Annotated in this window: 22 protein-coding genes; 11 read left to right on the plus strand and 11 right to left on the minus strand. The window is 39.7% G+C overall.

From position 1 onward, the window contains the following. Nucleotides 1-34: 34 nt before the first annotated feature. Nucleotides 35-1,510 (minus strand): alpha-amylase, encoded by a 1,476-nt coding sequence (locus tag H6G06_RS18970; RefSeq protein ID WP_190562919.1) that lies wholly within the window; start codon nucleotides 1,508-1,510, stop codon nucleotides 35-37. A gap of 253 nt (nucleotides 1,511-1,763) precedes the next feature. Next, a complete protein-coding gene (locus H6G06_RS18975) occupies nucleotides 1,764-3,353 on the minus strand; it encodes an NCS2 family permease (protein WP_190562920.1) in 1,590 nt (529 codons plus the stop codon). 237 nt (nucleotides 3,354-3,590) lie between these two features. Between H6G06_RS18975 and H6G06_RS18980 the strand changes: the two genes are divergently transcribed. Beyond that, nucleotides 3,591-4,313 carry a Uma2 family endonuclease gene (locus H6G06_RS18980; protein ID WP_190562922.1) on the plus strand — a complete coding sequence of 241 codons (723 nt, stop codon included), beginning with the start codon at nucleotides 3,591-3,593 and terminating at the stop codon, nucleotides 4,311-4,313. 79 nt (nucleotides 4,314-4,392) lie between these two features. On the opposite strand, the gene H6G06_RS18985 is transcribed toward H6G06_RS18980, so the two are convergent. Further along, on the minus strand, nucleotides 4,393-4,968 hold the full coding sequence (locus H6G06_RS18985) for a Uma2 family endonuclease (RefSeq protein ID WP_190562924.1): 576 nt from the start codon (nucleotides 4,966-4,968) through the stop codon (nucleotides 4,393-4,395). A gap of 263 nt (nucleotides 4,969-5,231) precedes the next feature. Between H6G06_RS18985 and H6G06_RS18990 the strand changes: the two genes are divergently transcribed. Continuing rightward, nucleotides 5,232-6,296, plus strand: a complete 1,065-nt coding sequence (locus H6G06_RS18990) for an HNH endonuclease (protein WP_190562926.1) — start codon at nucleotides 5,232-5,234, stop codon at nucleotides 6,294-6,296. A 275-nt stretch (nucleotides 6,297-6,571) separates the two neighbouring features. Next, on the plus strand, nucleotides 6,572-7,408 hold the full coding sequence (locus H6G06_RS18995) for a DUF4351 domain-containing protein (protein ID WP_190562929.1): 837 nt from the start codon (nucleotides 6,572-6,574) through the stop codon (nucleotides 7,406-7,408). Between the two features lie 215 nt (nucleotides 7,409-7,623). Here H6G06_RS18995 and H6G06_RS19000 read toward each other — a convergent pair whose 3' ends face one another. After that, entirely contained in the window at nucleotides 7,624-8,760 is a 1,137-nt protein-coding gene (locus H6G06_RS19000; protein WP_190562931.1) for a cob(I)yrinic acid a,c-diamide adenosyltransferase, read from the minus strand. A 299-nt stretch (nucleotides 8,761-9,059) separates the two neighbouring features. Between H6G06_RS19000 and fraC the strand changes: the two genes are divergently transcribed. The 3 genes from fraC to H6G06_RS19015 are packed head-to-tail and all read left to right on the plus strand — an operon-like array spanning nucleotide 9,060 to nucleotide 11,479. Next, nucleotides 9,060-9,611, plus strand: coding sequence for a filament integrity protein FraC (fraC, locus tag H6G06_RS19005; RefSeq protein ID WP_190562933.1), 552 nt, complete (start codon nucleotides 9,060-9,062; stop codon nucleotides 9,609-9,611). A gap of 38 nt (nucleotides 9,612-9,649) precedes the next feature. Continuing rightward, complete coding sequence (gene fraD, locus H6G06_RS19010) at nucleotides 9,650-10,660, plus strand: septal junction protein FraD (protein WP_190562935.1); 1,011 nt, start codon at nucleotides 9,650-9,652, stop codon at nucleotides 10,658-10,660. 39 nt (nucleotides 10,661-10,699) lie between these two features. Then, nucleotides 10,700-11,479: an ABC transporter permease gene (locus H6G06_RS19015; protein ID WP_190562937.1), complete on the plus strand. Its 780-nt coding sequence runs from the start codon at nucleotides 10,700-10,702 to the stop codon at nucleotides 11,477-11,479. 88 nt (nucleotides 11,480-11,567) lie between these two features. On the opposite strand, the gene H6G06_RS19020 is transcribed toward H6G06_RS19015, so the two are convergent. Further along, on the minus strand, nucleotides 11,568-12,455 hold the full coding sequence (locus tag H6G06_RS19020) for a carbohydrate ABC transporter permease (protein WP_190563083.1): 888 nt from the start codon (nucleotides 12,453-12,455) through the stop codon (nucleotides 11,568-11,570). A 36-nt stretch (nucleotides 12,456-12,491) separates the two neighbouring features. On the opposite strand from H6G06_RS19020, the gene purN reads away from it, so the two are divergent. From purN to rdgB, 3 genes are all read left to right on the plus strand, one after another. Continuing rightward, complete coding sequence (gene purN, locus H6G06_RS19025) at nucleotides 12,492-13,169, plus strand: phosphoribosylglycinamide formyltransferase (RefSeq protein ID WP_190562940.1); 678 nt, start codon at nucleotides 12,492-12,494, stop codon at nucleotides 13,167-13,169. Between the two features lie 87 nt (nucleotides 13,170-13,256). Next, nucleotides 13,257-14,699: a phosphoglucomutase/phosphomannomutase family protein gene (locus H6G06_RS19030; protein WP_190562941.1), complete on the plus strand. Its 1,443-nt coding sequence runs from the start codon at nucleotides 13,257-13,259 to the stop codon at nucleotides 14,697-14,699. A gap of 132 nt (nucleotides 14,700-14,831) precedes the next feature. Further along, nucleotides 14,832-15,407 carry an RdgB/HAM1 family non-canonical purine NTP pyrophosphatase gene (gene rdgB, locus H6G06_RS19035; protein ID WP_190562943.1) on the plus strand — a complete coding sequence of 192 codons (576 nt, stop codon included), beginning with the start codon at nucleotides 14,832-14,834 and terminating at the stop codon, nucleotides 15,405-15,407. A 98-nt stretch (nucleotides 15,408-15,505) separates the two neighbouring features. Here rdgB and H6G06_RS19040 read toward each other — a convergent pair whose 3' ends face one another. From H6G06_RS19040 to hetF, 4 genes are all read right to left on the minus strand, one after another. Beyond that, nucleotides 15,506-15,682 carry a TIGR02391 family protein gene (locus tag H6G06_RS19040; protein WP_199306798.1) on the minus strand — a complete coding sequence of 59 codons (177 nt, stop codon included), beginning with the start codon at nucleotides 15,680-15,682 and terminating at the stop codon, nucleotides 15,506-15,508. Continuing rightward, the gene (locus H6G06_RS19045; RefSeq protein WP_242039777.1) at nucleotides 15,675-15,854 is read right to left on the minus strand and encodes a hypothetical protein; all 180 of its coding nucleotides are present in this window, start codon (nucleotides 15,852-15,854) and stop codon (nucleotides 15,675-15,677) included. Before H6G06_RS19045 ends, H6G06_RS19040 begins: the two co-directional genes overlap by 8 nt. Nucleotides 15,855-16,015: 161 nt before the next feature. Then, entirely contained in the window at nucleotides 16,016-16,354 is a 339-nt protein-coding gene (locus tag H6G06_RS19050) for a P-II family nitrogen regulator (protein ID WP_190562945.1), read from the minus strand. Between the two features lie 113 nt (nucleotides 16,355-16,467). Further along, nucleotides 16,468-18,945, minus strand: coding sequence for a cell division protein HetF (hetF, locus tag H6G06_RS19055; protein ID WP_190562947.1), 2,478 nt, complete (start codon nucleotides 18,943-18,945; stop codon nucleotides 16,468-16,470). Between the two features lie 1,449 nt (nucleotides 18,946-20,394). Here hetF and H6G06_RS19060 point away from each other — a divergent pair. Further along, the gene (locus H6G06_RS19060; RefSeq protein WP_190562949.1) at nucleotides 20,395-20,718 is read left to right on the plus strand and encodes a thioredoxin domain-containing protein; all 324 of its coding nucleotides are present in this window, start codon (nucleotides 20,395-20,397) and stop codon (nucleotides 20,716-20,718) included. Here H6G06_RS19060 and H6G06_RS19065 read toward each other — a convergent pair. Continuing rightward, on the minus strand, nucleotides 20,705-20,938 hold the full coding sequence (locus tag H6G06_RS19065; protein WP_190562951.1) for a hypothetical protein: 234 nt from the start codon (nucleotides 20,936-20,938) through the stop codon (nucleotides 20,705-20,707). The genes H6G06_RS19060 and H6G06_RS19065 overlap by 14 nt on opposite strands. A gap of 168 nt (nucleotides 20,939-21,106) precedes the next feature. Further along, a complete protein-coding gene (locus H6G06_RS19070) occupies nucleotides 21,107-22,954 on the minus strand; it encodes a S8 family peptidase (RefSeq protein WP_190562952.1) in 1,848 nt (615 codons plus the stop codon). A 101-nt stretch (nucleotides 22,955-23,055) separates the two neighbouring features. Here H6G06_RS19070 and H6G06_RS19075 point away from each other — a divergent pair, with 101 nt between their 5' ends. Further along, nucleotides 23,056-23,481 carry a hypothetical protein gene (locus H6G06_RS19075; RefSeq protein ID WP_190562954.1) on the plus strand — a complete coding sequence of 142 codons (426 nt, stop codon included), beginning with the start codon at nucleotides 23,056-23,058 and terminating at the stop codon, nucleotides 23,479-23,481. Nucleotides 23,482-23,555: the final 74 nt, after the last annotated feature.

Here is a 23,555-nt window from a genome sequence, read left to right on the forward strand (position 1 = left end):
TGATCCTATTTATTGGTCGCTGCTGTAAATTCTATCACTCTTGAATCCAGACAGAAAGCGACCCACCAGGACAATGGAACTCAGCCCAGCCCCATTCATTACTGTAAACTGGTTCTTTAATATGTTCTGTCAAATCATAAAATTTGGCGTTAGGTTTACCAACTTCCATCCATTTACTACCACCAGATCCATCACTCATTAGTACAGCCATTGCTTTGGGATGTTCTGCATCTCCTAATCTTGTCCAGCCGATCACATTCCAATGATCAAAATAGTCATACTGTGGACCATAGGCAAAATTTTGACGGGCATGGAGGAATTTGTCAATTAACCAACGATGAGAAGGTAAGAAAATCTTGTGACGGTTGCCATCTTTTCCCCAATCTTCATATTCTGCACCATAGTAGTCGCCATAGAATACGCAAGGATAACCTTCTGCACGGAGGAGAATTAGGGCATAAGCCAAAGGTTTAAACCAAGGTTCTACAGGTGCTTCTAAAGCTTGCAACGGTTGAGAATCGTGGTTTTCGACAAAAGTAACAGCATGAGTAGGTCGTTGCTGCATTAATGTACCATCAAGAATACGCCGCATATCATAGTTACCACCTGATTTGCTGGCATAGTGGAAATTGTAGTGTAGGGGTACATCAAATAAAGACATTTTGCCACCCACAGCATCAAGATACCAATGTAGTGTGCCAATATCGTTGAACCAATATTCACCCACCATAAATAAATCTTTGCCAGCATATCGCTTGAGGTGATCCAACCATTGGGGAAAGAACCAAGCAGAAATATGTTTTACGGCATCAATACGGAAACCATTTACTTGCGTAGTATCAAGATACCATTCACCCCAACGAGTTACTTCGTCTCTGACTTCCTGGTGTTGAAAGTCCAAATCACATCCCATCAGGTAAGCAAAGTTACCTTTTTCTAAAGCGACATAATCATCAAATCTTTTACCATCTAGTAAATAGATAGTATTTTGCTCTTTAGAATAATCATCGTAATCAACGCCATCAAAATGCCACCAATGCCACTGAAACTCAGAATGTTTACCTTGACGACCGGAAAAGTTAAAATGGGTATAAGCATTGATATCTCGTTGCCAACCTTTGGGATTAAGCCGATCATCTTGGGAGAATGGTGTAGCCTTAGCTACTTCTTTAACATCCCCTCCCATTCTGTGGTTGAGGACAGCATCCGCATAGACTTGCAAACCATATCTTTGAACTGCTTGAATAGCATCTAGGTATTGTTGGCGATCGCCATATTTGGTGCGAATTGTACCTTTTTGCTCAAATTCCCCCAAGTCGTACATATCATATACGCCATATCCCACATCATAACCACCTGCCATTCCTTTATAAGCTGGTGGTAGCCACAAAGCCGTAAAACCTGCATGAGCTAATTCTTGAGCTTTGTTTTTTAGATCATTCCACAGGATTAAATCGGGGTCGATATACCAGTGGAAATATTGCATCATTGTGCCGTTGATTTGGGACATTTAGCTGATTTCCTCAAATTGTTCACAAAATAATGGCGAAATATGAAAAGCTCATCCATTAGACATCTCCGGTAATTAAATGTGCGTGGTTTGAAACCCTTGTAGAGACGTTCCGGCGGAACGTCTCTACCATATTTCCGGAGAGGTCTATTAAGTGTTTTAGATAGCCTGAGCTTTTTGATTCCTCCAATAGTTACTTGCTGTTTTACGGGAAATCACTGTGTTTTTTAGGAAAATTTTAGGATAATTAAAATTATTCGTGTTTTTGTCTTGTTTGCCAAGAGACATAGAAAAACAAAATAGCCAGCAAAATATAACCCACAGCCCAACTACTACCTGTTCCCCAACCCAGATTAACAACCGTATCTGCGATCGTCCATTGATAACTGTGCATTAAACCTACCCAAGATAATGCAGCCCCTCCCAAAGACCAATAGGCAGCTTGGCGAAAATCTCGTTCAATAATAAAAACAGTGATAGCCGCTAAAATCATCGCCGAAAAAATAAACCCCTGTTCTAAAGCAAAAGCGCCATCAATAAAGGTGTCACTTAATTTAAATTGCTCAATTAAAGCTGGTGTAAATGGCTGATCTGGAGTACCTAAACCCGCCGCCCGCAAGGCATTTTTAGCTATTAACGCCCCCCACCCCGCAATCCCAGGTAACAAGCCCACAACCACCGCTGGCGCGTGGTGAGAAGGTGTAGCTGTGAAGCTTTGAGCGACAATCACAATCCCAATCCAGAGGACAATTGCCATACCTGCTTCAATGGGGACAAAATAGGCAAACATGGCGACAGTGCCACTTAAACACAGGATGCCCATAATGACACCGTTGGCGATAGAATAACCCACCCTTGCGCCTAAAGCCTTCCATCCAGGATGACCGATATATATAGTTGTGGGGAAACAAGAACCAAAAACCGCAGCCACAATAGTACCAATACCGTTAGCAGCTAAAGATGGTACAGCAGGAAAAAAATCTCCCGCAGCTTCCGCACTTTCTAAATTTTGAATACTACCAACAAGGTTAAATAATCCCATTGGTAAGATGATGCTCAGGTATTCTACTAAAACGGTGCGACTTTCCCAAAGTTGTCCTAAATATAAACTGGGGAAATAAAAACCAATGGGTGCAACAGCCACAGTAAATTTAGCATTATCCCAACCCACTAAACCTGTTCCCCAAGCTAGGGTAATTCCTAACAATACAGCTAATAAACCTCCTGGTATGGGAAAACGCACTTTACCAAAATAGGTAACGAGGATGACACCAAGGGGAACTAAACCGACGACAGGGTTAGCAAAGGTGCGAAATAAAAAGCCAATAGCAATAAAGGTGATAGCGATACCACTGAGGGTTGAAAGCATAGCTGCACGGGGAGCAATGCGACGTAATGGGTTAACGATAAAAGCGCCTAAAAGTTCAATTAAACCTGAGCCTAAACAAGCTACTATCCCTGCTTGCCAAGCTAGTTCCGATGCTTGTTCAGGAGATACACCTTTGGCTAGTGCTGCTAACCTCACAGGTAACATGACTAAGAAAATATAGGCAAACAGACTAATGGTGTTGATACCATAGGGAAGGGCAGTAATATCATCACGTTGTTCTTTTGTGCCTTGTTCTTTTGCTAACCAAGCATAATAAAAGTTACCGATAATTAAACTAAAAGCGACACCGGGAAAAATGCGTCCATAGACGAGGGAAGGTGGGAAACCTAATACACCTTGGCACAAACTGACAATTAATAATATTTGAATAAAGTTATCAAGTACGAGTCCAAATAAACCATCTATATCTCTGCGAACAAACCAACTTGGGGTTTTTGGTGTTGGAGTTTCCATGTTTTGTGAATATTGCTGTTTCTGGGTTTCAGAATACCAGGAAATGGATGTTGTCTGAATCAGGATATCCAGGATTAAAGGATGAACAGGATGAAAACAGGGATTTTATCGTCAATTACCCATTACCAGGCGTAACGAGATAACTCGTAACTTGAGTTAATACTCTATTAATGCTGGTAAAATAGAAATAAAGAAAGTGTGAACACACAATAAATTAAATTTTCTAGGAATAGTAATATGTATCAAACTGATCCGCCTCGTTCTCCCCAAGAAGTGTTACCAACGATGTATGATCTCAAAAGTGAAGATCCAGAGGAAAAAGGTTTGCCTGATCAATTTCATTTATTGCAACCACGTTTATTAGACGAAACTTTTAATTCTCCCACCTACCCTAGCAACAAAATCTTTACTGCTAGTGATATGAGTTTATATTATGACCCCAATCATCCAACATGGTATAAAAGACCAGACTGGTTTGTATCTGTGGGAGTTTCTCCTCTATATAAAAATGGTGATTTACGTTTAAGTTATGTAATTTGGCAAGAAGGAATTACTCCTTTTGTGATAGTTGAGTTGCTATCACCAGGAACAGAAAAGGAAGATTTAGGACAGACTTTACCAGATGCAGAAAAACCACCAACAAAGTGGGAAGTTTATGAACAGATTTTAAGGATTCCCTATTATGCTATTTTTGACCGTTATAAATATGAATTTAGAATGTTTAAATTAGATGGTGGACGTTATGCCGAAATCAATTTATCAGATTCTCGTTTTTGGATACCAGAAATAGAATTAGGTTTGGGTGTTTGGGAGGGAAATTATCATAATATTCAGCAGCCTTGGTTAAGGTGGTATGATGTTTCTGGTAATTGGGTTTTGACTCCGACGGAACAGGAAAAAAGACAGAAGGAAAGGTTGATAGAACAGTTAAGAAAGCTGGGTGTTGAGCCTGATATTTAATTTGTCTGAATCAGGATGTCCAGGATTTAAGGCTTTTCAGGATTCAATAAAGTCATCATCTCAATTATCCTATTATCTATCAGACAAGTGGTAGCATCTGGGTAATTACAATTTCTAAATCAGGAAAATGTAAAGGAGATATTTTTTGATGTTCTGTGATAATTTCTTGATTTTGATAACCTTCTGTTGTGGGATTTCTAAATACAATTAATTCACGTTTGACTACATCTAACACCCAATAATCTTTAATTCCTGCTTGAGAATAAGCTTTAGCTTTGATTTCTGTATCTAGTTTTAAACTACTATCTGCAACTTCGATAATTAAATAAATTTCTGCTGGGGTAGGATGATGATCTGCATAGTCTAGCGGATCTATTTTCACCACAGCAATATCTGGTTCTGGTTCAGACCTTTCATTTAATTTTACAGGGTCTTGAATAGCTATCCAAGCTTGATTTTCTAAACGATTTTGTAATAATTTATTTGTTCTTCCCATTGCTGAACGGTGAGAAATTCCTTTAGCAACTATGCAAATTATTTTCCCTTCTAATAATTCTACTCGTTCACCTGGATCAAATATTCCTGCTTCAGCCATTCTGTGGTATTCATCAACAGTCCACAGCCGCAATTGTAAGGGTGATTCTGTGGTTTGCATAGTTAATTGAGGTAAATATTTATCCTCTATTATATGATATTTTATTTGTCTGAATCAGGATGTCCAAGATTTCAGGATTTTCAGGATTTAATAAAGTTATCATCTCAATGATTTTATGATTTAGAATATGTCATTAACTCTTCACTTGGGAATTAGGCATATAACCGAATAAAAACTTAAAGCAGTATCGGAATTTGTAACCATCTTCGGTAAAATTTTGTATAATGCAAATATTGATACCTTACTCATGGAAATTTTTCTATATGCCTACTTGCTATGTGTGTGATTGTGAAATTACAGAAAACAACACTTACGAAGAACACATAATTCTTAATGCACTGGGTGGTAAGCTCGTTTCTCCTTCGATTATTTGTGCAACTTGCGCTAAAAATTTTGATTCCATAGACACCTCATTATCAAATCAATTAAATTTTGCTGGATTATTTCTTGATATAAAAAGGGATAGAGGGAAAAACCCAAATATAAAAGTAAAACAGGATATAACAGGGAAAGAGTTTTTGTTGAAAGCAGGAGGTAAACCTTTCACAGTCCGGCCAATTATAGATAATCAACAAGATGGGCGTATTTTTATTAAAGCTAAAGATGAAAATGAAATGCGAACAGTTCTTAACGGTCTGAAGAGAAAAAATCCCTGGATTCAAGACATAGATATAGAAGGGATTATCAATAAAGCTAATAGAGGTCAAGAATATTTAGATCAGCCATTTACCATCAATATACAACTAGATAATACAACTTTCCGAGCTATATGTAAAATGATAACAAGTTTCTATATGCAGAATGGTGGTAATAGGCAAAATATCTTACATCTTCTACCTTATATCTTAGGTGAGAGTCAAGTAAATTCCGTTTTTCACTATTATCCTGATAGAACACTTACAAGTACCAATGATAGTTTTCAAATATTACATCAACTCTTTATCCAAGGAAATTCCACAGAAAAAATAATTTATGGATACGTTGAGTTATTTAGTACCTTTAAGTTTTTAGTTATAATATCCGATGATTATAACGGTAATGATTTTTATAAAGCGTATTCTTTTGATGTTATCAATCGAGTTCAAATAGAACCAGATATAAATCTTAATCTATGCAAAGATAGTATTCTAGAAATTAAAGAATCTCAGCAAGAAAATATTAATAAATTCCAAGAAGCATTGAATGAATTTAAATTTTTCATATATCAAAAGCAAAGTGAACAGCATATCAGTGATATAGTTCAAGAAAGTATTGATGATTTATTTACAGACATTCAAGAAAGTGCAATTCCTAGTCAAGATAGGGTTAGAGAGGACTTTACCACGTAGGGGATTAAATAATTCTTCTGCTGAACTTTTTATACTAATATTTTCTGGTGTTTTAGTTTCTATAAAAGTGATTAAAACTTGGCTTTTCAAAATATTTTCAGGAATTTCAGCTAACTCAACTTTTCCATTGCGGTAGATTCACTTAACAGTTTTTAGCATAGTTAATTATCTCCTTTACTTTTAAACGCATTCTCTCTTGATGTATTTAATTAGTGATAACATATTATAACACATTAATTTATCATCCTCATTTTCAGATCAATATTAACAACCCTATGAGCTATGACAACGTTTGTAAACTACTTGCAGAAAAATATCCCTTTGATTTTGCTAAATGGTTACTTCCCCAAGAACCAAAAACAATTAAAGTCTTAAAAACCGAATTGAGTATAGAACCAATTCGCGCTGATTTTGTCACCTTTTTACAAACAGAAAATCGGATTTTACATATTGAATTTCAAACCAAACCACAATCTAAACCTCCCATTCCTTTTAGAGAGTTAGACTATTCAGTGCGATTAATCCGTACATATCAAGTTCCTGTTACTCAAGTCGTGATTTTCTTACAAGAAACAGATGATCCAATTGTTTTTACTGAAGAATATGTTAACGAAACAACACGACACCGTTACCGTGTAATCAGAATGTGGGAAGAAGAGCCAGAGTTATTTTTGCATAATCTGGCATTATTACCATTAGCACCATTAACCCGGACAAATTCACCCCAAGGTTTATTATCCCAAATTGCCAATAATGTTGCTAAAATTGCAGATAGGGAGACTAAGCAGGATATTGCAGCTTACACAGAGATTTTAGCAGGTTTGCGGTTTGAAAAAGATTTTATTCGTCAGTTATTGAGTGAGGATATTATGCAAGAATCAGTAATTTATCAGGATATTTTGCAGAAGGGAGAAGGAAAAGGAGAACAAAAAGAGGCAGTTAAATTTTGTCTACGGTTACTTAATCAAAGGTTTGGAAAACTTGATTCCGAAATAGTGGAAAGAGTTAAAATCCTACCTGTGGAACAGTTAGAAAATTTAGGTGCAGCGTTGTTTAATATCTCTGAAGTTGCGGATTTAGTAGATTGGTTAAACCAAGAAAAACATCAGTAATAGTGATTTTTGGGTTGGGTTTTATCAACCTAAATCAAACTATTATGCGTTAAGCTGCGTTTCCTTTAACTTTTTATTATTAATATTTTGCATAGTCAGTTATAAGTCCCGTTAAGTGACTACTGACTATTAACTATTTATCCAGATCCCCGACTTCTTTATTTATTCTGTCAATAAATTATCAATTGATCTCAGAAGTCGGGGATCTGATCGTTTTAAAAGTCAACCCCTCTCTTCAATTCCACACCTTGATTAGCGTAATGTTTATGACAATAAACCTCCGAGTGAATACTAGCTAAATCAAAATATGCAGGTTGATTTTGACAACGACCAGTAATAATAACCTCCGTGTCTCTTGGTTTACGCAATAAAGCTTGAACAATCGGATCAACAGGAAGTAATTCTAAATCAACAGTGGGGTTGAGTTCATCGAGAATGATGGTTTTATAGATACCAGATGCGATCGCTGTTTTGGCAATTTCCCAACCTCTCTCCGCTTCCACATAGTCTAATTCTTGCCGAGAATTACGCCACACAATCGCATCCCTTCCACAGCGTAAATGATCCACCACTTCTGGATAAGACTGCTGCAAAGCGGCGATCGCTGCATCTTCAGTATACCCACTACCACCTTTTAACCACTGCATAATCAATACACGGGTAGAACCAGGATGATTAATCCCCCTACCAATAGCTTGTAAAGCCTTACCCAAAGCACTGGTAGATTTACCTTTACCTGCACCAGTATAAATTTCAATTCCTTCAATTAACAGTTCTGCGGCTGTCGGGTGGTGGTGAGGTTTCATTTCCGAATGCAAATCCGCAATATCTAGTAACTGTTGTGGTGCAGCGCGTCCGGTAGCGATGATTTCCAATTCTTGGGGTTTAGATTTTAAAGTGTTTACCATCTCATCCACCGATAGCAAACCCAAATCTAAAACCGGGTTAATTTCATCTAAAACCACAACTGAGTATAACCCTGATGCGATCGCACCCTTGGCTACATCCCAACCCCGTGCAGCTTCTGTGCTGTCAAACGAGGTAATCTCATCATGTCCAAAAAACTCGGCTCTACCTGTGCGAACCTGATCTATCAGATGCGGAAAACCACGCTGCAAAGCTGCGATCGCTCCATCCTCATCATAATCACGTTCTGGACCTTTCAAAAACCGCAACAGTAAGACACGATTAGAATTGCTCGGTGCATTTATTCCCAACCCAATCGAGCGCAAAACCACCCCTAAAGCAGCTTGGGACTTACCTTTACCCACACCATCATAGACGTGAATTTGACCCGTGAGCCGTTCAGAACGTACTTGCGCTGTGCGAATACCGATGCCATTTCTTGTCATCTTTGGAAAAGCTGTAACGTGGCTGTTTCTTATCTTACCGAACCACTTGGCTAATCAGGCAGGATAATTTTGCCTAACACTTCCGTATGAGAGCTAAATCGATGTATTAATAATATTAATCAAAATATACTGGCGCACTAGGAGCAAAGATGGTAAGAAGAATGAGATAATTTCCACTATTATCCGTATGATCTCAGTTATACTTTCTACAGTTTAGTCGTTCAATATCTAAAATCCTCAAGTCCCATCCTGACAGGGCTGAGTTCAAAAATCTCAAATCCAAAATTTATTGCTGCTTTATGCCTGAAGAATTATCACTACCGAGAATTTTGCCCATTGGTGCAATTTTGTTTGAAACTTTATTTTTACTGATTGCCATTCCCCTAGAAGGCTATATTCTCAATAGATCGCTAAAATTTGATAAAAAAACCAGCATTTTTTATGCCATTTCTATGAACGTTTTTTCCAGCGTCATTGGCTGGAATATATTTTTTCTGATCGAGCCAATATTATCTGTATCATTCAAATCCGAATTAATTGGGTATGTATTTCTTAATACCTTTAGAAACCCTCGAATCCAGAATTCTATAATTCTCATTGGCTTTATGATCTTCTTTGCTACTTTTTTAGTAAAATTTCTATTTTTAAAACTATTAATTATCACCGCATCTGAAGGTGTTAAAAAGCAAGAAACAACCGACATCTCTCAGCATGAGAAAATCCTCACAAATCAAAAGATGAAGTTACAAAATTCCAGCTTAGTTACTACTACTTTAATAGCAAACTCCCTGAGCTATACCGTAATAACTTTAATTTTAGTAATTCGCAATTTCGCTATACAAATTAAGTAATTATATCAAGCACATTCACTTAATTAGCTAGGTAGAAAATGAATTCATCATTGTTTAAAGAAGTAATTCTGCTATTTAAATTTGTTCAAGAGTTATTTTTGGGAGTCCAGAAATTCATCATGCCTCCCAAGGCTTATTCTTGGCAGACGTTTATCTATTTAAGTATTTTTTCTTTGGTATGTTCATATTTTGCCACAGGACCCATCAAAGATATAATCGCCTTAACAGGTTGGGGATTTTTAATTGCGGGTACTGCTTGGTATACCACCGATGATCCTTTAAGAGTTCCTGGAACCTTTATGCCAGTAGGTGCTTTATTAACTGGGTTTTTAGTCAGTGTATTTGCTTTTGGACATCAGGAGAATGTAGTCACACCTAGAACTATAGTTCTCTGGCCGACAATTGCGGCAATCATTACAGCAATACCGGAATTTTTCGCAGGCACAGGTACATCAACAAAAGCTACCATTCCCAAGTTAGAAGCACGCCAAAAAATCATTATTTTGCTGGCTTGGTCTATGTTGATAAGTTGCTGGATTCAGTTTTACTTTGTCATAGATAAATGGTTAAAAGAATATCCCAGTCTGTCCGCAGATAATTTTCAGCGCAGCACTTTTGTAATTAGGTTAGAACCAAAAGCTAAAAGACCAGAAAACGGTAATATTATTTTAAATAAAATCGAACCACTAATAGAAGAACAAATAGCTAACCGAGCTTGGTCAGAAGTAGAACGATGGTTGCTAGAAGCTAACCAGCAAGTTGGAAATTTAGGTAAAAGTATGATTAATAAAAACCTGAGTAAATATGAAGAAAAGGGACTATGGAGAATTGAACCGCGTGTAGTCAATATCAAATCGGGTTATAGATTAGATATCCTGAGTATTTGGCAAGGACCAAGCACAAATCCCCGTGGATTTTATCTGCAAAAATCTTGTCTTATTCAACCAGTTGCAGCAGTTAAAAATCCAGAAAATAAAAACGCAGTTGCAGAAATTCAATGCGATCGCAACAGCAAATTTTTTCTTGGTTCACCGCCACCACAACAGTAGATTCAGTTAACATTTATCCATTACCCATTACCAAACAATATGAATGCAGTCAGAACTTTTGTAATGGCAAAAAACGTATTTCAGGAAGTGATACGCGATCGCATCCTGTACATCATCGGGTTTTATGCAATTATCCTCGCCGTTGCTAACCGCGCAATTTTTGAATTTGCAGCTACGACTCAAGATAAAATCTTTTTAGACTTTGGTTTGGCAGTAATGAATGTTATCGGTTTAATAGTTGCTATTTTTATAGGTACAGGACTAGTTAACAAAGAAATCGAAAAGCGCACCATTCTCATGTTAATTGCTAAACCTATAAGTCGTAGTGAATTTATTACCAGTAAATACTTAGGATTATCCAGTGTGCTGGCTGTAATCATAGCGGCCATGACAGCCATTTATCTGGTATTTTTGCAACTTGGTAAAATTTCCTATCCAATATCCAGTATTCTCATTGCTGTATTCTTCTTATTTTTGCAATTGACCTTAATTACTGCTGTAGCTGTTACATTAGGAGTTTTTACCAGTTCCCTCATAGCCACAGCTTTAACATTTGCCGTCTATTTAATGGGGAATATTACAAAAGATTTAGTGGCATTAGGCCGCCTCAGTCAAAACCCTGGTGTAGAACGCATGACACAAGGTTTATATCTCATACTCCCAGATTTATCTCGGCTAGATTTAAAAAATGATGCCGTTTATGGACTGCAAGCAATACCAGACACCATGACCCTGATAGGTCATGCAGGTTATGGCTTACTTTACAGTTTTATGCTGTTAGCAATAGCTATTTTCATCTTCTTAAAAAAAGAGTTTTAACATCAGGAGTCAGTAGTCAGGAGTCAGAAGTTTATTTAATTTGACTTTTGACTTTTGACTTTTGACCTGATACCTCACCATCTCCCAATTACTCTTCTCCCCAAGTTCTTAACTGCAAATAAACTAATAGCAAAGTCACCGCTAACAAAACCGTAGCTACTGCGGCAGCGTAACCAAAATCAAATTGAGCAAAAGCTTCTTGATAAGTGTAATAAACCAGCAAATTAGTAGAATTCAACGGACCGCCACCTGTAATCACATAAACAGGTTCAAAACTCCGTAATGTAAAAATTGCCGTGGTGACAGTAGCAAAGATTAAAGTTGGCCGCAGTCCAGGTAAGGTAATATGCCAAAATTGTTGCCAACCATTTGCCCCATCCAGTTCTGCTGCTTCATAGCGACTGGGAGGAATGGTTTGCAACCCAGCCAAAAACACCACCATATTGAAACCGAGTTGTTTCCAAATACTAAATAAAATTATTACTGGCATTGCCCAAAAAGTATCTCCTAACCAAGATATTGGCGCAACACCAAAAAAATCCAACAGTCCATTGACAGGACCAGTATTTTGAAACAACCAGCGAAATCCTAAACCAGCAGCCACAAGAGAGATAATGGAAGGGAGAAAGTAGGCACTTCGCAAAAGACCCCGCAAAGCTAGGGAACGGTCTAACAACACTGCTAATCCCAACGGCACCACCAAACTGGGAACAAGACTACCAAGGGTAAAATAAGCTGTGTTAAAAATCACTTGCCAAAAATCCGAGTTTAGTAACAAACGCCAGTAGTTTTTAAAGCCTACCAAATAAGTCCCCGTTGAAGTAAAACTACCAGCCGTGAAACTAAGATAAAACAAATAGACAATTGGCCAAATTATAAATAAGCCTAACAAAATGAGTGCTGGTGTGAGAAACACCCAGGCAGCTACTGTATCATTATCTAGTAGTTGCATGAGAGGAAAGCGGGATGGTTTCATGATAATCTTAGTCATTTATAGGATATTCATAATTTTATGAGTCAATATTACTCGATTGATGCAGAATCTAGTCTAATTTCTCCCGACATTACTAGTCATAACTTACAACCAATCAAGCCTTTGAAACTGGGAGTGATGGCTTCTGGTAATGGCAGCAATTTTGAGGTAGTTGCCCAAGCTATTCAAGAAGGGAAACTCAACGCCCAAATTCAAGTTTTAATTTACAATAACCCCTCAGCAAAGGCAGCCGTTAGGGCAACAAATCGAGGTGTAGACGCTGTGTTTTTAAATCACCGTGACTACAAAAAACGCGAAGATTTGGACAGAGAAATTGTCAAAACTTTGCGGCAATATGATGTAGAATTTGTGATTATGGCAGGCTGGATGCGTCTAGTAACACAAGAATTAATTGATGCTTTTCCTAATAAAATTATTAATATCCATCCCAGCTTATTGCCTAGTTTTAAAGGTGTGCGGGCTGTTGAACAAGCTTTAGAAGCAGGAGTAAAAATAACTGGTTGTACTGTACATCTCCTCTGTTTAGAAATGGACAGTGGACCGATTTTAATGCAAGCCGCAGTACCAGTATTACCAGATGATACAGCGGAAACACTACACGCTAGAATTCAAATTCAGGAACATCGTATTTTACCATTAGCGATAGCTGCGCTGGCCGAAGGCAACGCTTCACTCGCCGAAGGCATAGCTGATTGATTTTTCCCAGTCCCCAGTCCCCAGTTCCCAGTCCCTAGTCACCTGTATAAATGCTACAATCCTCAGTTAGAAATTTAGGATATATCAATGCCAATTTTAACTAGCCCAATCAAATTTGGTACAGATGGCTGGCGGGGGGTAATTGGCGAGGAATTTACCTTTGAACGCCTAGCCATAGTAGCCCCAGTGGCAGCCCAAGTATTATATGATACTTACTATTCTACAGTGGGTAGCCGTACCATTATTGTCGGTTATGATCGCCGATTTATGGCGGAGGAATTTGCCCGTGTCGTCGCTGATGCTGTCACCGCTGTTGGTTTCGATGTGCTGTTTAGCGAAACTTATGCCCCAACCCCGGCTTTTAGCTGGGCTGCAAAAGACCTCAACGCTTTAGGTGCGTTAGTCATCACTGCCAGTCATAATCCAGGATCATATTTAGGCTTAAAAGTCAAGAGTGCTTTTGGCGGTTCTGTACCACCAGAAGTTACCCAAGAAATAGAAGCACTATTAACAGAGAAAGTACCAACCGCAGCTACTCCAGGAAAAGAAGAAACATTTGATCCTTGGCCTAGTTATTGTCAAGCTTTAGAAAAGAAAGTTGATATTGGCAAAATTCGGCAAGCAATATCATCAAGCAAATTAACATTATTTGCAGATGTTATGCACGGTGCAGCGGCTAGTGGTTTGGGTAGACTATTAGGCGAAAAAGTCAAAGAAATCAACAGCAACCGTGATCCTTTATTTGAAGGTGGTGCGCCAGAACCGTTACCAAAATACCTCTCCCGGCTATTTGCAGAAATCAAAACTCATGGGGAAAGTAATAACTCAGGTTTAACGGTAGGTTTAGTATTTGATGGAGATTGCGATCGCATTGCCGCAGTAGACAAAGACGCTAATTTCCTCAGTTCCCAAATATTAATCCCCATCTTAATTGACCACCTCACCCGCAGACGCAACTTTACAGGGGAAATTGTCAAAACAGTTAGCGGTTCTGATATAATTCCCCTGGTCGCTAAATTACTCAACTTGTCTGTATTTGAAACCGCAGTTGGTTATAAATACATTGCAGATAGAATGTTAGCCGCAGAAGTATTACTAGGTGGTGAAGAATCTGGTGGTATTGGTTATGGTAGCCACATTCCCGAACGAGATGCCCTACTATCAGCATTGTATGTATTAGAAGCAGTTGTAGAATCAGGGTTGGATTTAGGTGAGTATTATCGCCAATTACAACAACAAACTAATTTTACCTCAGCCTATGATCGCATAGATTTACCTTTAGCGAGTATGGAAGTCAGAGGCAAGTTATTACAACAATTACAAACCCAACCTTTAACAGAAATTGCTGGTAAAAAAGTAATTGATTGCAATACAATTGATGGTTATAAATTCCGTCTGGCTGATCAAAGTTGGTTAATGATTCGTTTTAGTGGTACTGAACCAGTTTTACGCCTTTATTGTGAAGCACCCACAATAGAACAGGTTCATCAAACCCTAGCTTGGGCAAAAAATTGGGCTGAGTCTAATTAATAGGTAATGGGTAATTGGTAATGGGTAATTGGTAATTGGGTTATTCATCTTCCCTGTTCCCTGTTCCCTGTTCCCTGTTCCCTGTTCCCTGTTCCCTGTCACCTGTCACCTGTCACCTGTCACCTAATTTTAATGAAATTACTCGTAGTAGCTACAGGAAATCCCGGTAAATTGCGGGAAATGCAAGCTTATTTAACTAATTCTGGTTGGGAATTAACCCTTAAACCCGCAGATTTAGATGTTGATGAAACTGGAGAAACTTTTGAAGCCAATGCTTGTTTAAAAGCTTCTGAAGTTGCCAAAGCTACAGGAAATTGGGCGATCGCAGATGATTCTGGTTTAGCTGTAGATGCGCTAAATGCTGCGCCTGGTGTATATTCTGCCCGTTATGGCAACACTGATGCAGACCGGATTTCTCGGTTATTACGGGAATTAGGAACTACAAAAAACCGCCAAGCACAGTTTGTTTGTGCGGTAGCAGTTGCAAATCCTGCGGGGGAAATAGTTTTGCAATCTGAGGGTATTTGTAAGGGTGAAATTCTCTATGAAACCCGTGGTGATGGTGGTTTTGGTTATGATCCGATTTTTTATGTCCCAGAAAAGCAGTTGACTTTTGCCGAAATGTCACCGGAGTTGAAAAAGTCAATTAGTCATCGGGGTAATGCTTTGAAAAAGTTAGTTCCGCAGTTGGTGGAAATGGTAGGGTAAGGATTTTTTGGGGTTATTCGTTTTTTTTTGAGAGAATGATTTGAACAAACCACGAAGACACGAAGGAAGCGAAGGAAGAGAAGGAGAGGTTTGCTATTTTATGGTTTTGTTTTGGTAGTCTCATCAATACGTCGGCAAAAAAGAGATGCCATAAATAAATATTCATAAGCCTTTCTTGCTTCTTTTTGTTTTCCATGAGTATGTGCAAGTACGTTACGCACTCCTCTTACAAATCCCTGTAGCATCATCATAAAACTAACCTGTTCGTTAAGCAAAGTGATTACTTAGTAGTAACATTAGATCCTTTTTGCTAGTAGCTGCTTCTAATATCTCAAGCCTTTTGTATATTTGTCTAGCAAAAGCTTGAAACTCTTTTACTCTCTCACCTAAAGCAAATTGTTCCGTCCTTTTATCTCGATATTTTGGATAATTTTCTGACGGAGACATATCTTAAACAATGGTAGATGTAATGTGTTACGTAACTTATAACTTTTTTAGTTTAGCACAATCAAACAATAGAAGGCGTTGCTGATTTCAAAGACAAAGTAAAATCTTGAAAATACTTCATCTTCTCACTCAACAACGCCCCATTTCTAAATCTTCAATACTTACACAGCTTCGGTATTCTTTTCTCCAGTCCGAATCCGTATGACTTGCTCAACAGGAGAGATAAAAATCTTACCATCACCGATTTCACCAGTACGGGCAGCTGAGATAATTTTATCAACCACCATATCCACCTGGGAATCTTCAACCACGATTTCCAGCTTCAGTTTTTGCAGGAACTCAACCGTATATTCCGAACCCCGATAGCGTTCAGTTTGACCTTTTTGCCGTCCAAAACCCCGGACTTCAGAAATTGTCATGCCCACAATTCCCGCATTAACCAAGGCAATTTTTACCTCATCCAGCTTAAATGGGCGGATAATAGCTTCTACTTTTCTCATTTTTTTGATTCCTGACTTCTAAGAGCGTCGTTTATATATCTAACCAGATTCGTTGTCTAAAGCTGTAAATATAGCTTTACATATTTAATTTGAGTATTAGTATGTATTTCACGTCACCTCTGTTCTTGCTCCTGAAGGAGCGATCGCCAATCTGCGATCGCCTGATCTGTCCACAGCCAATTTTGAGCTAATTTATCTACCGTAAACTTCACAGGTTCATTCTGAATCACCATTTGACGCAGTTTAATTGCTTCTTTAATATATTGTCCCTGTTTATCAGTAGGTTGATTATTTGCAGATTTATATAAACCCAAGGCTAATCCCGCATAAGCAGTTAAAGCCTCTGATGGCATGATATTATTGGCATATTCCACGGCTGTAGAGGTTGTATTCTGTTGTTTCAGAGATAAATTCACAGCCTTAAACCACGAATCATTAGCCCGATTCAGATTTCCTTCTGCATAGTAGGCAAATCCCAAAGCATTGTTATACAAGATAGAATTCGGCTGATCCCGCACCGCAATTTCCCAGTAACGACGGGCATCATCCATACTGTATTTTTTATCTCTTGTTTGGGCAAATTGCCAAGCCAATCGTCCTCGCAAAAAATTGACAGATGGATCTTCGCTTTGCTTGGCAGGAACAAGAGCTAAAGCCGTTTCTACCGATTGTAAAGCGCCACGATTGAGTAATTCTTCCACTGTCTCTAGCCCAGCCTGTAAATTTCCTTGACTCAATTTCTCTATAGCTGTAGCAGTGACAATACCTGTTGATGATGTTTTTAAGTCAATAGGAGCTTGTTTGCTGTTAGTAACAGTATGCGTAGGAATGGTGGGGATTTCCGAAACTACAGACTTGCGATGATTCGACCACCAAGTTAAACCAATTATGGCAGCTAACGCACTTGCACCCAAAATGCCTAACATTGGCCATAACCGACGACGGTGACGTGATTGGTTAAGTGGTGGTAATGGTAGCTGTTGGGAAATTACCCGATTACCTTCAATATTTGGCTCATGGGGCGTTGTTGGAGTTGGTCTATCTCCCCAAAAATCAAATTCCTCTTCCACTGCTGAAGGCTGCTTTTCCTGAAGATGATTTTCCGTGATTGGTGACTCTAGTTCCGCCTTCATGGGCGTTTCTTCAGTTGGGACTTGTGGATTACCTAGCTGACGAAATAAATCAGCCACAATCGCCGAATCCTCATCATAACCGGGGTGATCATACTCAATTTCATCCAAGAGATCCCCCCAAGTATCATCTCCTAGCCAATCTAACTCAGAATGCTCTCTTGCTAACCCAGAGGGCATCATCTCTTCAAGAGTTAAAGGTATTTCCAAATCATCTGTCGCAGCAGCATACATCGCATTAGCAGATGTTCCCACAGGTGACTGATATTCGTTGAGCAACTCTGAACTGGCAGATAAACCCAGTTGCGGTCTGAGAAAACCTTCAAATTCTCGATGCAGATACAACATCGGTAACGCCCAGTACATCTGGTGAGAACCATAGGCAGAAATTAAGCCCTGACGCACCCGACTCACACACAGATCTAGGGGATAGCCCTGGCTTAAGTTGCGGTAAAACAATTGTGTCAGGGTCAGCGCCACTTCATCAGGAATTCGTTCTGACATCGCCAAAACGCTGCTAATGCCCCTTTTCACCAAACTTTCCGTTAGGTTCCTTTCTCCTGTATCCCCAGAGCCATCAGACTTAGCTCTATATGCTCCCAAACAGGAGTTAAACACTGCCATTTGGATATTATTATTGACTAGCAACCCAGCTAAATCATCACCGCTGAGGGTTTCTGTTAACCCAGTTCTTCTACTAACGAGATAAATTTCCCCTCCATTAGCTCCCACATTACTATGACCGGAGTAGTGGAGAACATGATATCGTCCCTGTTCTAAAGCTTGGGTCAACTCTTCTCTTCCTGGTTGATCCAGGACAGTTAATTCAATTTCTGGGAGGTAATTGCCATTTTCCCCAGATCGGGGGATCTGCCGATGCAGTTCTGCTTGTAGGTTGATTGCTTCTTGTTTGAGCAAATCCAGACGGACTTGATCTGTGGGAGAAGAAATCACCATTAACACTTTAACCCCGCTTTCTTCCTGTGGTGTGGGCAGGTTGCGTGTTGGCAATCTTGATGTGGAAGGAATTCCACTTTGGTAGCGGGAAAAAGCGATATAAGGACCTGTGGCCAGAGGGCGATCGCCTGCGTGCATCACTTCCCAAGGCAACCGCGCTAACCTAGTATCTTTGAGTCCCAAACGCAAGCGCAGTACCTGTTGTTGATTCTGGGCAATACCTTGGGCCGTAATCCAACTATCTCTGAGAGTGCCTTGAAACAGTGCATTGTATAATTGTTGACCCAGTGCCACTAAGTTAACAGAGTTCCTGGCAATCGCATCCCCCTGTAGCACCAATTGTAAAGGGTCATTCATCAAATGTCCTGCTGCTGCTAACCACTCAGCTACAGGCCAACTCACCAGTTCTTCTGCCAATGGCACCCCAGGTGCGACTTGTTCCGTCCGCACCAAGTAGTCATTCTGCCCTACTGGGGTTACGGAAATATGAAATTCCTGGGTCACAACTTCTCCTGTTTGCCTCCTAAAATCCGGGTTCCACCGTAAAAGTTTCTAGTTTTTTTTGCTCTAGCTGATACTTTAGAAGCATCTTGCTGAGGAATGTTTCTGATTTCGCGTTGTTTCGCCTTTTAGTGCTGGTACAACTTTATCCGGATTGGATTACTTCCGACTAGAAAACTTTATTGGTAGATGCACCTTGATCTTCAACTCCCCTGGTAGGTTAACACCTGCTGGGGGTTTTCTTTTTAATTTTGGCAAAAAAAGCAATGTTTGACCCAAGATTTTCTGCTCAACCGATAGAAAATTAAAACCTGATAACTAACTCCCCTAACCAGCTACTATCCATAGGAATTTTTTCGGTAAGTGACAGCGACTTACATTTAGTTGAATTTATCCGGAGCATAGTACATTAACTAGGAACGTTTAAATGGTAGATGCACCCTGATAATTAATTCCCCCTAGTTGGCTAACACCACTGGGGTTTTTTATTGGGTTGATAAATATCAATCATGGAAAAACAACCCAATTTTTCCGGAAATAACATTCAATTCATGAACATTTAATCAGTAGATGCACCCTGATAACTAATCTCCCCTGGTTGGCTAACACCGACTGGGGGTTTTTTATTGGGTTGGCAAATATCAATCATGGAAAAACAACCCAATTTTTCCGGAAATAACATTCAATTCATGAACATTTAATTAGTAGATGCACCCTGATAACTAATCTCCCCTGGTTGGCTAACACCGACTGGGGGTTTTTTTGGCTTACAAACAACAATAATAATGATCCACCTTAATTTATCCGGAGTATGGCATGAAAACCAAGAAGATCCAAATTAGTAGATGCACCCTGATAACTAATCTCCCCTAGCTGGCTAACACCGACTGGGGGTTTTTTATTAAGAAATAAAAACAAACTTCCAGGAAGGGATTTATCCGGAGGATTGTGTCGCACCTGAGAACATTGAATTGGTAGATGCACCCTGATAACTAATCTCCCCTAGCTGGCTAACACTGACTGGGGGTTTTTTATTAAGAAATAAAAACAAACTTCCAGGAAGGGATTTATCCGGAGGATTGTGTCGCACCTGAGAACATTGAATTGGTAGATGCACCCTGATAACTAATCTCCCCTAGTTGGCTAACACCCGCTGGGGGTTTTTTGTAGACAAGAGCAAGTCTGCTGCCAGTGCTGTTCTCCTCTTGTTGCCACTAGGTGTTGGCTCCCAGTTTACTCCTGTTTTCTGCCAAATGCCAAGCCTAATTTCGGAATTGCTTTGATTTTATTTTGAGCCAAAGCCCAAGTTCAGAATGATTACAGCGATATATAATAGGACTCTTAATAATTTTTCTATAATTAACGCCTGTGTGAGTCTGGTCTTTCTGTTAACATTTTATGACATATAAGAGAAAATTTTTCTATACATTATTGAGAATTTATTAGAAACAGATGAGTTTAGCAGTGATTAAGTTCTCTTCTGAAGATTGCGGTATATGCCACAAGATGTCTTTTTATGACAAAAAAGTGGCTGAGGAACTGGGTTTGCAATTTATTGATGTCAAAATGCAGGATACGGCGACTTATCGTCAATATCGCCAGATTTTGCTCCATCAGTACCCTGATAAATCCCAAATGGGATGGCCTACCTATATTATATGCGATTCTCCCGAAGGAGAATTTAAGATTGTCGGTGAGGTCAAAGGTGGACATCCCAAAGGAGAATTTAGAACTCGTATCCAAGAGGTTCTAGATTCAGTTGCTAGTCAGAACTAATCACTTCAAAGGATTTTACTTCTAAAACAGGACCAATCATTGCGGTTGTCATTATGTCATCGCGTACCTTTCCTGTAACTTTAGCTGTTTGTCCTGATTGAAGCAAGTTTTTGTCAGCACTTTTAGGAATTTCGTAGGTAACTCCATCGTCTGTGACGAAAGCCCAAGCGCCAAGTCCAATATTTCGGCGTTCTATTTTGCCTGTAACTGTAATGCTCATAAGGGAATAGGGAATAGGGAATAGGGAATAGGGAATAGGAGGCAAAAGGCAAAAGGCAAAAGTGGGTTAATTTTTCACTGTCACCTGTCACTCCTTCGGGGTTCGGCAGTTCCTCCTGGGGGAAACCCCCAAGACGGGACTGCCTCACCTGTCACCTGTCACCTATTCCTAAGCTGGTTGTTCGTCGTTTTTCAATGCTAAACGTGCTAGTCCATAACACAGTAGGGCATTGATGATGAGGAAGATCCGGGCTAAGTTACCATCTCCCAAGCCCCAAAGGTTGGGATCGTAAATAGCACTGACTGTTAAAAAAGCGGTCATACCTAAAGTAGAACCAATGGCAAACCATTTCCAACTGGAATGTCCTAACAGCAATGCTATTAAAATAATGGGAATTAACACACTGGCAAAGAGGGGATTTAAAGCACCTGTTCCCTGTATACTGTTGCCTAGTTCGGGTATGGAACTGCCCAAAACCCGGAATGGCCACTGGGGAAGGTCAAAGATGTAAATTCCTTTGAGGAAGAATAAACCAGAACTGCCAAATATTAAGCCACTGGATAAAGACCAACTCCAAGCGAAGGGGAAGTAAACCCGTAAAAACCAAGCGAGGAGATAGGAACCGACTACCATTAATATTTTAGGTACTAAGGCGACAACACCGCCATCAATCCAAAAACCAGGGTTGATATAACCATTATCCCGCAACCACCGGAAAAAGTCGGGAAAACTAATTTGTCCTTCACTGGCAAGTTTAACGGCTGCTTCGGCGTTAATTTGTCCAGCGCCATAATAGTTCAAACCATCATCTTGAATGACTCTAGCTGACTGTTTGAGGACTTTTAAAATTTCCTCTGGATCTGTGACACCAGCTGCTTTGACTAATGCTGCAACACCAGCAACGTGGGGAGAGGCCATACTTGTACCTTGGAGTCCCAAAAATACGCCTTCGCCGTTTTCGTTGATGGTTTCTTGGAGAATTGCACCTGCGTCAGTACCACCAGGGGCGGAAATATCTACACCTGCGCCAAAGTTGGAATAAGATGCTTTTTCGCCATCGGGTCCAAATGCGGAAACACCGATAACATGAGGATAACGGGCGGGATAACTAGAACCATCGGTACTTTCGTTACCTGCGGCGGCGACGATGACTACACCTTTTTTGTAGGCGTATTCGATCGCTTCTTTCATTAACTGGCTTTCACCACCACCACCTAAGCTCATGTTAATTACGTCTGCGCCGTTGTTGGCGGCAAATTTGATGGCTTCGGCAATATCGGCTACTGTGCCACCACCTTCAGCACCCAATACTTTTAAGGGCATGAGGCTGGCTTCGTAAGCAACTCCCGCTACACCATATTTATTATTGGTGGCTTGGGCTACTGTACCGGCTACATGGGTTCCATGTCCGTTGTCGTCTTTGGCTGTTTCTGTGTCGTTTACAAAGTCGTAGCCTTTGACGAATTTTGTCTCATACAAGTCTCGGACTTTGGTGATACCGGTGTCAATGACTGCAACTGTAACGCCGCTACCTTTGGTGCGAGTCCATGCGCCTTCTACGCCAATTTTGTGCAGGTTCCACTGTTTGCTGTAATATTGGTCGTTTGGCCCTGTTAATGAGGGAGTTGCTTCTTCATCATCTTGGGGACGCAGAAAGTCTCCTAACCAGGCAGTTTCGCCGATGGGAACTGCTTTATAAATATAATTAGGCTCGATGAATTCTGTGGTTTTGGCAAATGGGGATTTTCTTAGGTCTTTCAACCTTTGGCGATCGCCTTTGATAATATACACACTATCAGCCGCTGAAAATTGGTTATCCAGTCGGGGTGTAACGTTATATTGTTGAGCGATCGCCTGTAAATCCTGCTGTATTACTGTCGCTGGTATATCTTCTCGAAAATCCAGTAAAATTGTCTCAAATTCACCTTTGGTTGCCAATCCCTGAAAATTCAGGAACCCGAACACGGCAGCAACCAAGCCGATGACAAACAAGCACAATAATATAAGTCTTCTCATATCAACTTATCACCGCTTCTTGTCAGTTTGCACACTACGATAACTCATCTAGTGGTATTTTTGGCAAAATGGAGACTAGAAAAAATTACGAATTACGAATTATGGAACGTGGTCTTTTATGGTTGCCTCTGTTAGTAGCATTTTTCTGGTTAGCTTGGCAAGGTTCAAAAGAATATCAAAAGCTTGAAGCTTATCGTACTTGGGCTGAACAATTTGAACGGGCTAAGTATGATATTTATGCGGTTATTGGTCAAAAAGGTAACGATATTACTTGGGGAAAACCCACACCACAGGGACCGATTAAACTGGAAACTTTTTCTTTATTGGATGTTCAGGAAATTCATTTTTTGGTCAATGATAAAAAAGTAGATATAGAAAACCCACCCCAAAAAGGTAGTGTGATTGAGTTGGAATTTATATTTTCCGAATCTTCTAAATCGGTACGAGTTCCCTTTACAGAAATTCCTTTAGCAGCGGAATGGGGTAAGTTTTTGCAGAGATTTTTGCAGAATTTACAGAAAGCATAATCAGAGTGTGGGGGTTTGGGTGTAGGGTTATGACCAGGAAAATTTTTCTGTTTTTTTGAGCTTTATTAAAGGTT

This window comes from Anabaena sphaerica FACHB-251 (genome assembly GCF_014696825.1).
Taxonomy (GTDB): domain Bacteria; phylum Cyanobacteriota; class Cyanobacteriia; order Cyanobacteriales; family Nostocaceae; genus RDYJ01.